Origin of the sequence: Bradyrhizobium acaciae, assembly GCF_020889785.1 — a bacterium.
GTDB lineage: Bacteria > Pseudomonadota > Alphaproteobacteria > Rhizobiales > Xanthobacteraceae > Bradyrhizobium > Bradyrhizobium acaciae.
Genome location: NZ_JACMYK010000169.1, coordinates 1 through 14765, shown reverse-complemented (window position 1 = coordinate 14765; position 14765 = coordinate 1). Strand labels below are relative to the sequence as shown.

The 14765-nt window shown below is 64.5% G+C and carries 12 protein-coding genes; 7 read left to right on the top strand and 5 right to left on the bottom strand.

Annotated elements, in window-relative coordinates; all coding sequences use genetic code 11:
- Together H8A92_RS35635 and H8A92_RS35630 are read left to right on the top strand one after the other, a co-directional pair.
- On the top strand, positions 1–807 hold an 807-nt coding region (locus tag H8A92_RS35635; protein WP_229199994.1), incomplete at its 5' end, for a phosphotransferase family protein.
- Position 808: 1 nt separating this feature from the next.
- Positions 809–1180 (top strand): DUF6285 domain-containing protein, encoded by a 372-nt coding sequence (locus H8A92_RS35630; protein ID WP_229199993.1) that lies wholly within the window; start codon positions 809–811, stop codon positions 1178–1180.
- 250 nt (positions 1181–1430) lie between these two features.
- Here the strand turns inward: H8A92_RS35630 and H8A92_RS35625 are convergent, their stop codons facing one another.
- On the bottom strand, positions 1431–2210 hold the full coding sequence (locus H8A92_RS35625) for an enoyl-CoA hydratase-related protein (protein ID WP_229199992.1): 780 nt from the start codon (positions 2208–2210) through the stop codon (positions 1431–1433).
- Between the two features lie 220 nt (positions 2211–2430).
- Between H8A92_RS35625 and H8A92_RS35620 the strand changes: the two genes are divergently transcribed.
- Together H8A92_RS35620 and H8A92_RS35615 are read left to right on the top strand one after the other, a co-directional pair.
- Positions 2431–3705, top strand: coding sequence for an acyl-CoA dehydrogenase family protein (locus H8A92_RS35620; protein ID WP_163153219.1), 1275 nt, complete (start codon positions 2431–2433; stop codon positions 3703–3705).
- A gap of 29 nt (positions 3706–3734) precedes the next feature.
- Positions 3735–4208, top strand: coding sequence for a GFA family protein (locus H8A92_RS35615; protein WP_229199991.1), 474 nt, complete (start codon positions 3735–3737; stop codon positions 4206–4208).
- Between the two features lie 160 nt (positions 4209–4368).
- Here H8A92_RS35615 and H8A92_RS35610 read toward each other — a convergent pair whose 3' ends face one another.
- Complete coding sequence (locus H8A92_RS35610) at positions 4369–5949, bottom strand: fatty acid--CoA ligase (RefSeq protein ID WP_229199990.1); 1581 nt, start codon at positions 5947–5949, stop codon at positions 4369–4371.
- A 233-nt stretch (positions 5950–6182) separates the two neighbouring features.
- A complete protein-coding gene (locus H8A92_RS35605; RefSeq protein ID WP_229199989.1) occupies positions 6183–7058 on the bottom strand; it encodes an SDR family oxidoreductase in 876 nt (291 codons plus the stop codon).
- Positions 7059–7159: 101 nt separating this feature from the next.
- On the opposite strand from H8A92_RS35605, the gene H8A92_RS35600 reads away from it, so the two are divergent.
- The 3 genes from H8A92_RS35600 to ppc all read left to right on the top strand — a co-directional run bounded on the left by H8A92_RS35600 (position 7160) and on the right by ppc (position 12590).
- Complete coding sequence (locus tag H8A92_RS35600) at positions 7160–7969, top strand: crotonase/enoyl-CoA hydratase family protein (protein WP_229199988.1); 810 nt, start codon at positions 7160–7162, stop codon at positions 7967–7969.
- Positions 7970–8081: 112 nt separating this feature from the next.
- Positions 8082–9629, top strand: coding sequence for an acyl-CoA synthetase (locus H8A92_RS35595; protein ID WP_229199987.1), 1548 nt, complete (start codon positions 8082–8084; stop codon positions 9627–9629).
- Between the two features lie 153 nt (positions 9630–9782).
- A complete protein-coding gene (ppc, locus tag H8A92_RS35590; protein WP_229199995.1) occupies positions 9783–12590 on the top strand; it encodes a phosphoenolpyruvate carboxylase in 2808 nt (935 codons plus the stop codon).
- Between the two features lie 129 nt (positions 12591–12719).
- Here the strand turns inward: ppc and H8A92_RS35585 are convergent, their stop codons facing one another.
- Positions 12720–13832 (bottom strand): SMP-30/gluconolactonase/LRE family protein, encoded by a 1113-nt coding sequence (locus tag H8A92_RS35585; protein WP_229199986.1) that lies wholly within the window; start codon positions 13830–13832, stop codon positions 12720–12722.
- A 150-nt stretch (positions 13833–13982) separates the two neighbouring features.
- A partial coding sequence (locus H8A92_RS35580) for an SDR family oxidoreductase (protein ID WP_229199985.1) occupies positions 13983–14765 on the bottom strand: 783 nt, incomplete at its 5' end.

The window sequence follows — 14765 nt, the reverse complement described above, 5'->3', positions numbered from 1 at the left end:
CCCGGCCGCGCCGCCGGGCTCGACGCCGAGGCCACGCTGATGCAGCTCGCGCATGACGCGGGCCTGCCGTCGCCGAAGGTGATGCATGTGCTGACGCCGGAGGACGGCCTCGGCCGCGGCTTCATCATGGCGCGGGTCGAAGGCGAGACCATCGCGCGGAAAATTTTGCGCGACGAGGAATATGCGACCGCGCGGCCGATCCTGGCCCGCCAGCTCGGCCGCGTCATCGCCGGCATCCATGGCCTGCCGCAAGCCAAGTTGCCGAAGCTGCGCGGCCTGACGGCGACCAAGGAGATCGAGGATCTCTCCCGCGAGTATCACAGCTTCAACTGGCCGCGGCCGGTGTTCGAGCTGGCGCTGCGCTGGCTGCGCGATCACGATCCCGGTCCGTCGTCCGAGGTCACGCTGGTGCATGGCGATTTCCGCCACGGCAACCTGATCATCGGTCCCGACGGGGTACGCGCGGTGCTCGACTGGGAGCTCGCGCATTTCGGTGACCCCATGGAGGATCTCGGCTGGATCTGCGTCAACTCCTGGCGGTTCGGCGAGATCGACAAGCCGGTCGGCGGCTTCGGCACGCGCGAAGATCTGTTCGCCGGCTACGAAGAAGCCGGCCGCAAGGCGGACCCTGAGCGCGTGAAGTTCTGGGAAGTGATGGGCACGCTGCGCTGGGGCGTGATGTGCTGCGGCATGATGCAGCGCTTCCGCCTCGGCCCCGATCACTCGATGGAGCGCGCGATGATCGGGCGGCGCGCGTCCGAGACCGAGATCGATCTGTTGCGCTTGCTGGCACCGAGAGGTCGTTGAGATGCAGGACGAACCGACACCCACCGAGCTGATCAAGGCGGTCGCTGATTTCCTGCGCAACGAGATCGCGCCCGCGATCAAGGGTCACAACAGCTTCAAGCTGCGCGTCGGCATCAACGCGCTCGACCTGGTGACGCGGCAGCTCGGGCTCGCCGAGGCCGGCGACGCAACCGAGGCGGCGCGGCTGAAGGCGCTGCTCGGCGCCGACGGCTCGCTGATGGAGCTGAACCGCGCACTGTCGGAGAGGATCGCGAGCGGCGAGGTCGATCTGACAACGCCGGGGCTATCGGAGCATCTCTGGCAGACGACGATGGACAAGCTCGCCGTCGACCAGCCGAACTACGCGTCGTACAAGAGGGAACTCGAAACGTAGGATGGTGCAACGAAGCAAACCCATCGCGACGCGCGGCAGGCGTTGATGAGCATCCCGGCGCTCCAACAAGCTCGCCGTCGTCCCGGCGAAGGCCGGGACCCATAACCCCAAATCTCACTTGTGGTGCGATGCTGGGGCCACAGCATTTCATCCACAATTGACATAGGTGGTAATGGGTCCCGGCCTTCGCCGGGACGACGAGGGGAGACGGCGATGCGCTCACTCCCCCGCATTGACGCGGACGAAGTCGTTACCGCCCCAGCCACTTCGGCGGGCGCTTCTCCGAAAACGCCTTCGGGCCCTCGATGTAATCCTGCGAGGAGGCCATCGCCTTCACCGCCGGATATTCGCGCTGCTCGGTCATGGCCTGTTCGAGCGAGACTTCGAGGCCCTTCTGGATCGCCTGCTTGGAGGCGCGGATCGACATTGGCGAGTTCTTGGTGATGGTCTCGGCCCAGCGCTCGGCCGCCGCCAGCGCCTCACCCTGTGGCACCACCTCGTTGACGAAGCCGAGCTCGAGGCCTTCCTTGGCGCTCACATGGCGCGCGGTCAGGATCATGCCCATCGCGCGCTTCAGCCCGATCTGCCGCGGCAGCCGTTGCAGGCCGCCGGCGAGCGCGGCGAGGCCGACGCGCGGCTCGGGCAGGGCGAAGGTCGCATTCTCCGCGGCGATGATCAGGTCGCAGGCCAGCGCGACCTCGAACCCGCCGCCCATCGCGACGCCGTTGACGGCGGCGATGATCGGCTTGTCGCAGTCGAAGCGGGTGGTCAGTCCGGCAAAGCCGCCCTTGTCCCAGCCGCGCTTGCCGCCGGCGGCCTGCCATTTCAGGTCGTTGCCGGCGCAGAACGCCTTGTCGCCGGCGCCGGTGACGATCGCGACCCACTGCTCGGGGTCGGCGGAGAAGTCGTCGAACACCTTGTTGAGCTCGAAATGCGCGTCGATATGCAGCGCGTTGTAAACCTCGGGCCGCGACAGCGTCACGATGGTGATGGGACCCTTGCGCGTCACCTTGGAGAATTTCAGATCCATGTTTGCTCCCGTCGATTTTCTGCGGCGAAGAATATTGCTGATATCCTAGCGCCTGCGCGTCGTTCCGTGCCATCCAATTACGCAACGCGACCGCGCGCGCAAGCCTCACTCGCCTGCTTGACTTGGCCGCGTGCTTCTCACCTTAATCGATCCGAACGCGGATGCGCGATAGCGTCTAAACGCAAAACCAGAATCAATAAAAATTTCGGGAGTGACCGCCTTGGATTTCAATCTGCCGGCTGACCTGACAGCCTATCTCGCCGAGCTCGATCGCTTCATCGAACGCGAGATCAAGCCGCTGGAAGCGGCTGACGACAACATCCGCTTCTTCGATCATCGCCGCGAATGGGCGCGCACCGATTTCGACAAGGGCGGCTTGCCGCGCCACGAATGGGAGCTGTTGCTGCGCAAGGTCAAGAACCTGGCCGATGCCGCCGGCCATCTGCGTTTCGCGATCCCGAAGCGCTACGGCGGCAAGGACGGCTCCAACCTCTGGATGGCTGTCATCCGCGAGCATTTTGCCTCGAAGGGTCTCGGCCTGCACAACGATCTGCAGAACGAGCATTCGATCGTCGGCAATCTGCCGCTCGTGACCATGCTCGACCGTTATGGAACCGACGAGCAGAAGGCGATGATCGACGGCTCGATCACCGGCAAGTACCGCATCACGTTCGGCCTCACCGAGCCCGAGCACGGCTCCGATGCCACGCACATGGAGACAAAGGCGGTCCAGGCTACGCGTGACAACGTCAAGGGCTGGATCATCAATGGCGAGAAGATGTGGACGACAGGCATGCATGTCGCCACGCACTGCGCGCTGTTTGCCCGCACGTCAGGCAATGACGGCGACGCCCGCGGCATCAGTTGTTTCCTGGTGCCGGCGAAGTCGCCGGGCGTGAAGGTCGAGGAGTATATGTGGACCTTCAACATGCCGACCGATCATCCGCGGGTCAGCTTCACCGACGTGTTCGTGCCTGAGGATGCGCAGTTCGGCGAGGTCGGCCGCGGCCTGTCGCTGGCGCAATGTTTTGTCCATGAGAACCGCATCCGTCAGGCCGCAAGCTCGCTCGGCGCCGCGGTCTACTGCATCAATGAGAGCGTGAAATATGCCCGCGAGCGAAAACCGTTCGGCAAGGCGCTGGCCGAGAACCAGGCGATCCAGTGGCCGCTGGTCGAGCTCGCGACTCAGGCTGAGATGCTCAGGTTGTTGATCAGAAAGACCGCCTGGGAGATGGATCAGCTGACCCAGGCGCAGGTCGAGCACACGCTGTCGGATCGGGTCTCGATGTGCAATTTCTGGGCAAACCGGCTCTGCTGCGAGGCCGCCGATCGCGCGATGCAAGTGCATGGCGGCATGGGCTATTCGCGCCACAAGCCGTTCGAGCACATCTACCGCCACCACCGCCGCTATCGCATCACCGAAGGCAGCGAGGAGATCCAGAAGCGCAAGGTGGCGGGCTTCCTGTTCGGCTATATGGGGGCCGGCAAGCACTGAGACGGTAACAAAACGGGAGGCGGTACGACATGGAAGGTGGATGCACCTGCAGAAACGTCCGCTACCGCCTCACCGGCAGGCCGATGATCGTGCATGCCTGCCACTGCACATGGTGCCAGCGCGAGACAGGTACGGTGCACGCACTCAATGCGATGTCCGAGGCCGAACGGGTCGCGCACGTCGCGGCCCAGCCCGAGATCGTCGACACGCCATCGGCAAGCGGCAAGGGCCAGAAGATCGCGCGCTGCCCGCGCTGCAAGGTCGCTGTCTGGAGCAACTATCCGGGCGCGGGACCGGCGGTACGCTTCGTCCGCGTCGGCACGCTCGACGATCCGAGTCAGTGCCCGCCTGACGTTCACATCTTCACCTCGTCGAAGCAGCCTTGGGTGACGTTCCCGCCGGACGCGAAGGTGTTTGCCGACTATCACGATCGGAGGGAGGTCTGGCCGCAGGAGGCGCTGGAGCGCTGGCGCGTGTTGCGGGAGCGGATGAAGAAGGCGTGATGCGGACCACTCTCTCCACGGTCGTCCCTGCGAAAGCAGGGACCCATAACCACAACAGGTCGTTGATCGAGAGAGACGTGGCCCCAGCATCGTGCGGCAACGAAGAACGGTGGTTATGGGTCCCGGCTCGCGCTTCGCTTGGCCGGGACGACGGAGGGAGCTAATTCACCTGCCGGTCCTTGCCCGCCCAGTACGGTTCACGCAGGCTCCGCCGCAGAATCTTGCCCGAGGGGTTGCGCGGCAGCGCAGGGATGAAGTCGACCGATTTCGGCGTCTTGTAGCCGGCGATCCGCTCGCGGGTGAAGTTGATGATGTCGGTCGCGGTAGCCGTCTTGCCCGGCTTCATCACCACGACAGCCTTCACTGCCTCGCCCCATTTGTCGTCGGGAATGCCGATCACGGCGGCTTCCGCCACGTCGGGGTGGTCGCACAGCGCGCTCTCGACCTCGGCCGGATAGATGTTCTCGCCGCCCGAGATGATCATGTCCTTGATGCGATCATGAATGTAGAGATAGCCATCCTTGTCCATGTAGCCGGCATCGCCGGTGCGCAGCCAGCCGTCGCCGTCGATGGTGCGCGCGGTGGCCTCGGGCAGATTCCAGTAGCCGGCCATGTTGGAGCCGGAGCGGGTGGCGATCTCGCCGACTTCGCCCGGCGGCAGTGGCTTGCCGTTCTCGTCGAGGATTGCGAGCTCGACGCCGGGGAGCGCCTTGCCGGCCGAGCGCATCCGGTCGAGCCCTTCAATGTGATCCTCCGGCGGCAGCGCGACGATGGTGCCGGTCGTCTCGGTCATGCCGTACATCTGCACGAAGCCGCATTTGAAGACCTCGATGCACTCCTTCAAGAGCGCGGCCGGGATCGGGGAGGCGCCATAAAGCATGTACTTCAAACGGGAAAAGTCGACCTGCCGCGCGCGGGGCTGCCGCACCACGAACTGCATCGCCGCCGGCACCATGAACAGCTTGGTGATCCCGGATTGCTCGAAGAAGTCGAGCACCTTGGTCGGATCGAATTCACGCGCGATCACGCCGCGGGCGCCGTGGTAAAGCCCCATCACACCCCAGCCGGAACCGCCGATGTGGAAGATCGGCATCGCCACCAGCGAGACGTCCTCGGTGGTCCATCGGTTCCATTCGGGCTTTTCGGCCTCGTTGCCGCTCTGCACGAGGTTGAGGAAGTTGGCGTGCGACAGCATCGCGCCCTTCGGCTTGCCCGTGGTGCCCGAGGTATAGAGCTGGATCGCGATGTCCTCCGGCTCGATCGCAACCCGCGGATCGTCGCCGCTCTGCGCGTCGCGCCAGCCGAGAAAATCGGGCCATTCCGGCGCGCCGCCCTCGGTGGTGATGATGGTGTGGACGCTGGGCAGCTTGTCCTTGATGTTGCGTGCCTGCGTGATGAATTCGGGGCCGACGAACAGGATCGGCGCCTTGCAATCGTCGACGATGAAGGCGACCTCGGGGCCCGCGAGGCGCCAGTTCACCGGCGCCATCACCACGCCGCCCTTCATCGCACCCATCAGGAGTTCGAAATAGAAGTCGCTGTTCTTGCCGAGATAGGCGATGCGCTCGCCCTTCTTCACGCCCATCGCGATCAGCGCGTTGGCGACGCGGTTGGTCTTGACGTCGAACTCGGCGAAGGAGGTTTGTCGTCCCTCGAACTCATAGGCCAGCGCATCGCCGCGGCTCGTGGCGCGGTCGCGCACCATGTCGGCAAGATTGCTCAGTTTCGGCGCGTCGGACATGTTTCCCCCGTGACGTCTTGTTTTGGTTGCGCGGAGTGTGGCGGCATCGCGCGGGAAAAACAATACGGGGTTGGTGGCTGCGATCTCTCAACGTCGTCCTGGCGAAAGCCAGGACCCATCACCACCAGTGCAAATGACGCTACGGCCACAACGTGCGCAATCGCGCACAGTGGTGGTTATGGGTCCCTGCTTTCGCAGGGACGACAGGTGAGGGTGAGGCGCGAGCGCGGGCCTTAACCTCGCGCTGCGCGGTCCTTCTCGTTCTGCGCCTTGATCGAGTCGCGGGCCTTGGTCCAGTCGTCGTCGCTCCAGTCGCGGAGCTGGTAGAAATTGCCGCCCATCGCCAGCGCCTGCGCGCCGTCCATGGCGATGGTCTCGCCGTTGATCCAGTCGCAGCCGCCGGAGATCAGGAACACCGCGAGGTTCTGCAACTCCTCCATGGTGCCGACGCGGCCCATCGGGTTCATCGCCTTGGTGCGTGCGCCGGCCTCGTCGCCGGGCTTGATGCGCTTGCTCATGCCTTCGGTCGGGATCTCGCCGGGCGCGATGGTGTTGAGGCGGATGCCGTGACGGCCCCATTCGATCGCAAGCGACATGGTCATGGCGTGGATCGCCGACTTGCTCATCGCCGACGGCACCACATAGGGCGAGCCGTTGCGTACCCAGGTCACGGTGATCGACACCACGTTGCCGCGATGTCCGCCGGCGATCCAGCGCCGGCCCACCGCGTGGGTCACATAGAAGGTGCCATGCATCACGATGTTGGCAACTGCGTCGAAGCCGCGCGGCGACAGTTCTTCGGAGCGCGAGATGAAGTTGCCGGCGGCGTTGTTGATGAGATCGGTGAGGGGACCACTGGTGGTCCAGATCGCCTCGATCATCTCGTCGACCGCCATGGCGTTGCGGATGTCGACGCCGTGGCTGACCACGCGTCCGCCATGCTCGGCCATCAGCTCGGTGGCGGTCTCGTCGCAAACGCTCTTGCGGCGGCCGCAGATATGCACCTCGGCCCCGAGCTGGAGGAACCGGGTGGCCATAGCCTTACCGAGGCCGGTGCCACCACCGGTTACCAGTATGCGCCGCCCGGCAAGAAGCTGGTCAGAGAACATCGTTTCCTCCACGGGGGTTGTCAGTTAATTGGTCGATTGACTAAAAGCGGACAACGGCCTTTCTGTAAAGCGCCAACTCAGGGAACAAAGCGGAGGGAATGATGGAAGATCGCGTTTCGATATCGATTTCAGACGGTATCGCCGATGTCCGCCTGGTGCGGGCGGACAAGATGAACGCGCTCGATGCCGCGATGTTCGAGGCATTGGTCGCCGCAACCGACCGACTTTCCAAGGAAAAGGGCGTTCGGGTCGTCGTGCTGTCCGGCGAGGGCCGGGCCTTCTGCGCCGGCCTCGACATGGGCCGGTTCGCCGCGATGAAGGATGGTGGTAATGGGGTGCCGGGCGGTGAGAAGCGCGATCTCACGGTCCGCACGCACGGCAAGGCCAATTTCCCGCAGCAGGCGGTCTGGGGCTGGCGCCAGCTTCCGGTGCCCGTGATCGCCGCGGTCCACGGTGTCGCCTTCGGCGGCGGCTTCCAGCTCGCACTCGGTGCCGACATGCGCTTCCTGTCGCCGGATGCGCGGATGTCGATCATGGAGATCAAGTGGGGCCTCATCCCCGACATGGCGGGCACACCGATCCTCGCGAGCCTCGTGCGCGACGATATCCTGCGCGAGCTCACCTACACGGGCCGCATATTCTCGGCGCAGGAGGCCCAGGCTTACGGCCTCGCCACCCGCGTCTGTGACGACCCGCGCGCCGCTGCGCTCGAAGTCGCGCGTGAGATCGCCGGCAAGAGCCCGGATGCGATCCGCGCCGCCAAGCGGATGCTGAACAATCTGTCGGTCGATCCGGCGGCCGCGCTGCTCGCGGAATCGGTCGAGCAGCAGAAGCTGCTCGGCAGTCCGAACCAGACCGAATCCGTGCGCGCCAATCTGGAGAAGCGCCCGCCAAGGTTCGCGGATGTGTGATGAGTTGCTTTCGTGATGGCCGGGCAAAGCGCGAGGCCCGTCTTCGCGCAGATGTCCGGCCATGACGGAGCCAAGCAACGTTGCTAACCGATTAGCGAAGAACAAGAACAAAATGAGTGAAACGTCCCAGCCCTTCCTCGGCATCGTCAGCGGCGGCCGCCGGCGCGATCACGCAGCGGTCGCCGAGCGCACCGAGCGCATCGCCTCCGGCCTGAACAGGCTCGGCGTCAAGCCGGGCGACAGCGTCTGCATGCTGATGCGCAACGACATCGCCTTCATCGAGGCTGCCTATGCCGCGATGCGGCTCGGCGCCTATGGCGTGCCGATCAACTGGCACTTCAAGCCGGAGGAGATCAACTACGTGCTGACGGACTCCGGCACGCGCGTGCTGATCGGCCATGCCGACATGCTGCATCCGCTGCGCGGCGCGATCCCTGATGATGTCACCGTGCTCAGCGTGCCGACGCCGCCGGAAATCCTGGCCAATTACAAGATCAATCCCGATCATCTCGCGACACCCGACTTCGCGATCGATTTCGAGTCCTGGCTGGCACAGTTCCCGCGCTATGACGGCCCTGTGGTTCCGCAGCCGCAGAACATGATCTACACCTCGGGTACGACGGGCCATCCGAAGGGCGTGCGCCGCTTCGCGCCGACGCCGGAGCAGACCGCCAATGCGGAAGTGATGCGCGGGATGATCTACGGCCTCCGGCCTGGCGCGCGCGCGATCCTGCCGGGACCGCTGTACCATTCGGCGCCAAATTCGTTCGGGCTGCGCTCGGGAAGGCTCGGCGGCGTACTGGTGCTGATGCCGCGCTTCGACGCTGAAGAATTTCTGGCACTGATCGAGCGCGAGAAGATCGACACGATCTTCATGGTGCCGACGATGTTCATCCGCCTGATGAAGCTGCCGGAGGAGGTGCGCAGGAAATACGACATGTCGTCGCTGCGCCACATCATCCATGCCGCCGCGCCGTGTCCGGCCGACGTCAAGCGCGCCATGATCGAATGGTGGGGCCCGGTGATCTACGAATTCTACGGCTCGACCGAGTCGGGCGCGGTGACGTTCGCGACGTCGGAGGATGCGCTGAAGAAGCCCGGGACGGTCGGCAAGATCTCGCCCGGCGCCGAGCTGCGCTTCATCGGTGACGACGGCAACGAGGTGCCGCAGGGCCAGATCGGCGAGATCTATTCGCGGATCGCAGGCAATCCCGATTTCACCTATCACAACAAGTCCGAAAAGCGCGCCGAGATCGACCGGCAGGGATTCATTACCTCGGGCGATGTCGGCTATATCGACGCGGACGGCTACGTCTTCATCTGCGACCGCAAGCGCGACATGGTGATCTCGGGCGGCGTCAACATCTACCCGGCCGAGATCGAGGCGGTGCTGCATGCTGTTCCCGGCGTGCACGACTGCGCGGTGTTCGGCATTCCCGACGCGGAATTCGGCGAAGCGCTGATGGCGGTGGTCGAGCCGCAGCCGGGCGTGACGCTCGACATCGCCTCGGTCCGCGCCCATCTCAAGACCGCGCTGGCCGACTACAAGGTGCCCAAGCACATCGAGATCCAGACCAACCTGCCGCGCGAGGATTCCGGGAAGATCTTCAAGCGCCGGCTGCGCGATCCGTATTGGGAGCGGGCAGGGCGGAGGATCTAGCGGCTCAAACCCTGCGTCGTCCCTGAGAAAGTTTTCGCAGGGACGACGGCAGTGTGCACCGCTTCCAAGTTCATCTTGCGCTGCGGCAAAAAAAGCGCACACTCGGGAGGAGCCGGGCAACCTCTGGAGTAGCCAGCCATGTCTCCCCAGACTTTGCCTCCCCAAACCATGCCCTCCGAGACCGAAATCCGGGCCAGGCGTGGCGCAGAGGCCAGCCTTCTCGAAGCGACGGCACAGGAGGAGGATGCGCGGCTCCGGAACGACATCCGCCTGTTGGGCCGCGTGCTCGGCGACACCGTGCGGGACCAGGAAGGGGCCGATGTGTTCGATCTGGTCGAGCGCATCCGCCAGACCTCGGTCCGGTTCCATCGCGACGAGGACAGGCTGGCGCGGCGGGAGCTGGAAGGCATCCTCGATGGCATGTCGATCGCCGAGACGCTGCGGATCGTCCGCGCCTTCAGCTATTTCTCCCACCTGGCCAACATCGCCGAGGACCAGAACAACATCCGCCAGATGCGCAGCCGCGGCCCGAACGGGGCGCCAAAGCCGAGCACGCTGGAGCAGACGCTGGTGCACGCCCGGCAGGCCGGCATCAGCCCGGCCGATCTGCGCAGCTTCTTCAAGAGCGCACTCGTCAGCCCGGTCTTGACCGCGCATCCGACCGAGGTCCGCCGCAAGAGCACGATGGACCGCGAGATGGAGATCGCGCACCTGCTCGACCGCCGCGAGCGGCTGCAGATGACGCCGGACGAGAGCGAGGCCAGCGACGAGCAGCTTCGCCGCGCCGTCGTGACGCTGTGGCAGACCAATCTCTTGCGCCGGACCAAGCTGACCGTGCTCGACGAGGTCGCCAACGGCCTGTCGTTCTACGACTACACCTTTCTGCAGGAGGTGCCGCGGCTGCATTGCGCGCTGGAGGATCGCCTGAACAAGGAGGGCGGCGAACAGGGCGAACTCGCCTCGTTCCTCAGGATGGGAAGCTGGATCGGCGGCGACCGCGACGGCAATCCGTTCGTCACCGCGGAAGTAATGCGCGGCACGCTGCGCCTGCAGTCGAGCCAGGCGATCAATTTCTATCTCGAGGAGCTGCACGCGCTCGGTGCCGAGCTGTCGCTGGCGGCGCACCTCGCCGACGTCTCGGATGAACTGCGGATCCTTGCCGAGCGTTCGCCCGACACCTCGCCCCATCGGAGCGGGGAGCCTTATCGCCTCGCCGTGTCCGGCATCTATGCGCGGCTCGCCGCCACCGCCATGCGGCTCGAGGTCGAGACCACGCGACCGCCGGTCGGCAAGGCCGAACCCTATGCAAGCGTGAACGAATTCCAGGCCGATCTCGACGTGCTCAATCGCTCGCTGATCGCGAACAATTCCGGCGTGATCGCGCGCGGCCGGCTGCGACAGTTGCGGCGGGCAGTGGATTGCTTCGGCTTCCATCTGGCGCGGCTCGACATCCGGCAGAACTCGGCGGTGCATGAGCGCACCATCGCCGAGCTGCTCGACACCGCCAATCCCGGGATGTCCTATCTGGCCCTCGGCGAAGACGCACGCGTCAGCCTGTTGCTCGGGGAGCTGCGCAACGCGCGGCCGCTGGCCTCGCCCTTCGTCAAATATTCCGAGGAAACGCAGAGTGAGCTTGCGGTGTTCCGGGCCGCGGCCGAGGCCCACGCCAGGTTCGGCCCCGAGGTGATCTCCCAATGCATCATCTCGATGTGCCAAGGCATGTCCGACATGCTCGAGGTCGCAGTGCTGCTGAAGGAGGTCGGCCTCGTCAATCCGTCCGGCCGCAGCGCCGTCAACATCGTGCCGTTGTTCGAGACCATCGAGGATCTGCAGGCCTCAAGCCACATCATGGACCGCATGCTGGTGCTGCACGATTATCGCAGGCTTGTCGACAGTCTCGGCAGCGTGCAGGAAGTGATGCTCGGCTATTCCGACAGCAACAAGGATGGCGGCTTCGTCACCTCGGGTTGGGAGCTCTACAAGGCCGAGATCGGCCTCGTGGACGTGTTCGAGCGCCATGGCGTGCGGCTGCGCCTGTTTCACGGCCGCGGCGGCTCGGTCGGCCGCGGCGGCGGCCCGAGCTATGACGCGATCATCGCGCAGCCCGGCGGCGCGGTGAATGGCCAGATCCGCATCACCGAGCAGGGCGAGATCATCTCCTCGAAATATTCCAATGCCGAGGTCGGCCGCAGTAATCTGGAAATCCTCGCCGCGGCGACGCTCGAGACCAGCCTGTTGCAGCCGCGACGGAGCGCACCGCGCCGGGAATATCTCAAGGCGATGGAGGAAATTTCCGCGCTCGCGTTCAAGGCCTATCGCGGGCTCGTCTACGAGACACCGGGTTTCGCCGACTATTTCTGGGGTTCGACGGTCATCAACGAGATCGCGACGCTGAACATCGGCAGCCGTCCGGCCTCGCGCAAGAAGACCCGCGAGATCGAAGACCTTCGCGCCATTCCCTGGGTGTTCTCCTGGGCGCAATGCCGGCTGATGCTGCCGGGCTGGTATGGCTTCGGCGCGGCGGTCGAGATCTGGATCGCCGAGCATCCGGAGCAGGGCATGCCGTTCCTGCAGGAGCTCTACCGGGAATGGCCGTTCTTCCGCACGCTGCTCTCCAACATGGACATGGTGTTGGCAAAGAGCTCGATCGCGATCGCATCACGCTATGCCGAGCTGGTGCCCGACGTCGCGCTGCGCGAAAAGATCTTCGGCCAAATCCGCCGCGAATGGCATCTCTCGATCGAGACGCTGCTCGACATCATGGGCCACGACCGGCTGCTGCAAGGCAACCCGCTGCTGGACCGCGGCATCCGCAACCGCTTTCCCTATCTCGATCCGCTCAATCACGTGCAGGTGGAGTTGCTCAAGGAGCATCGCGCGAAGAATCCGGACGAGCAGGTGCTGCGTGGAATTCAGATCACGATCAACGGGATCTCGGCGGGGTTGAGGAATAGCGGTTGACTGTCGTCCCGGCGAAAGCCGGGACCCATAACCACGACCGGTTGTTTTCGGTATGCTGGAGCTCCAGCCTCTTTCGACAATTGACGGCGGTGGTTATGGGTCCCGGCCTACGCCGGGACGACGGCTATCTCAGCAGTTGTGCGCGCCTCTGGTCTCGACATAGACCGCATACAATGACTGGCTCGCGGTCATGAACAGGCGGTTGCGCTTCTTGCCGCCGAAGGTGAGGTTGGCGCAGGTTTCCGGCAGCAGAATCTGGCCGATCCGCTGGCCGTCGGGCGCGAACACCTGCACGCCGTCATAGCCTGGTCCGACCCAGCCGGCGCCGACCCAGATATTGCCGTCGATGTCGACGCGCATGCCGTCCGGGAAGCCCGACTTGCCGTCCAAGGTCATGTCGATCAGCGTGCGCGGGTTGGATAATTTGTCGCCGTTGAGGTCGTACTGCCAGACGATGTTCTTCGCGTTAGGATAGTGCGTGATGCCGGTGTCGCAGACATAGACCTTCTTGTAGTCGTGGCTGAAGGCGATGCCGTTCGGCTTGAACGGCTCGTCGCAGACCTTGGTGATCTGTCCGGTCGTGGCGTCGATGCGGTACACGGCTTCCTTCTGGTAGGGTTGGTTCGAACCGGTGTTGGCGCGCTGGCCCTCATAGATCGAGACCGCACCGTAGCCCGGGTCGGTGAACCAGATCGACTTGTCGTTGGGATGCACGACCATGTCGTTCGGGCCGTTGAGCTGCTTGCCGTTGGCCTGCTCCGCCAATGACGTCACGGTTCCGTCGTGCTCGTAGCGCACCAGCCGCGTCCGCTCGGCGGTGATCTGCCGGCCCTCGAAATCGAAGGTCGAGCCATTGGCCTCGTTCGACGGCTTGTGGAACTGTTCGGAGATGTGGCCGTCATCGTCGAGATAGCGCAGCTGCCGGTTGGCCGGAATGTCGCTCCACACCAGATACTGGCCCTGTGCATTCCAGGCCGGGCCTTCCGCCCACAGGCACCCGGTATAGAGCCGCTTGATCGCGGTGTTGCCGACCTTGGCCTTGAAGCGCTTGTCGTCGATCACGACGATATCCGGATCGGGATAGCGCTGCGGTTCCGCGTTGGGGCCGAAGTCGCGCGCGGCGGCATCGGATGCGGCCATAGCGGTCGCAGCAAGCGCGGTCGCGCCGCGCAAAATCGTTCGACGGTCGAACGCCTTCGTTCCGTCGCTCTCGTGTTTCGCTATGTTGCTTGGATCTGTCACGAAAGTCCTCCCAGTCTTTTTGTTATCGGGAGGAGGATCATACCCCCGCAATTCTGGCACAATGCGGGCACGCCATGAAGAAACAACCAAAGAGTGTGTCGCCCCGCTGTTTCGCGGAGGCGACTTCTTCATAAAACTGTCAGATCGAACTCAGATCGGATCCCAGGTGAAGACGTCCGCCGAGCGGTCGAGCTTGGCGAACGATCCCTTCAGTGCCGGCATGCCGTGTTCGGCAATGGTCTCGGGCGTCCAGCCTTCGCCGCGATGCACCGAGCGCACCGGACGATGCTGGCCGAACAGGAAGATCTCGTTCATGCGCACGCCGAAGATCTGCCCGGTGACGTCCTTTGCGGCGTCCGAGAGCAGATAGGCGCAGACCGGCGCGATCTTCTCCGGGCCCATCTGCTTGATCTTCTCGACGCGCGCCTTTTCGGCATCGGTCTCGGTCGGGATGGTGCCGATCATGCGGGTCCAGGCGAACGGCGACACGCAGTTCGAGCGCACGTTGAAGCGGCCCATGTCGAGCGCGATCGACTTCGACAGGCCCACGATGCCGAGCTTGGCGGCGGCGTAGTTGGCCTGGCCGTAATTGCCGATCAGGCCGGAGGTCGAGGTGAAGTGCACGAAGGAGCCCGACTCCTGCTCGCGGTAAATGCGCGCCGCGGCGTGGCTGACATAGAACGAGCCCATCAGATGCACCTTGATCACGGCCTCGAAGGCCTCAACGCTCATCTTGTGGAAGATCATGTCGCGCAGGATGCCGGCATTGTTGACGACGCCGTCGAGCCGGCCGAAGTGATCGGTCGCGGTCTTCACGATCTTGCTGGCCGGGATGGCCTCTGCGACCGACTCGAAATTGGCGACCGCGGTGCCGCCGCGCTTCTTGATCTCCTCGACGACCTCCTCCGCGGGCGCCGCGTTCGCGCCGGCGCC

What these genes read in the sequence shown, in the direction of transcription:
- H8A92_RS35630 (WP_229199993.1), top strand. Translation starts at nt 809, where the DNA reads ATGCAGGACGAACCGACACCCACCGAGCTGATCAAGGCGGTCGCTGAT.
- H8A92_RS35605 (WP_229199989.1), bottom strand. Translation starts at nt 7,058, where the DNA reads ATGTTCTCTGACCAGCTTCTTGCCGGGCGGCGCATACTGGTAACCGGT.
- H8A92_RS35610 (WP_229199990.1), bottom strand. Translation starts at nt 5,949, where the DNA reads ATGTCCGACGCGCCGAAACTGAGCAATCTTGCCGACATGGTGCGCGAC.
- H8A92_RS35595 (WP_229199987.1), top strand. Translation starts at nt 8,082, where the DNA reads ATGAGTGAAACGTCCCAGCCCTTCCTCGGCATCGTCAGCGGCGGCCGC.
- H8A92_RS35600 (WP_229199988.1), top strand. Translation starts at nt 7,160, where the DNA reads ATGGAAGATCGCGTTTCGATATCGATTTCAGACGGTATCGCCGATGTC.
- H8A92_RS35615 (WP_229199991.1), top strand. Translation starts at nt 3,735, where the DNA reads ATGGAAGGTGGATGCACCTGCAGAAACGTCCGCTACCGCCTCACCGGC.
- H8A92_RS35625 (WP_229199992.1), bottom strand. Translation starts at nt 2,210, where the DNA reads ATGGATCTGAAATTCTCCAAGGTGACGCGCAAGGGTCCCATCACCATC.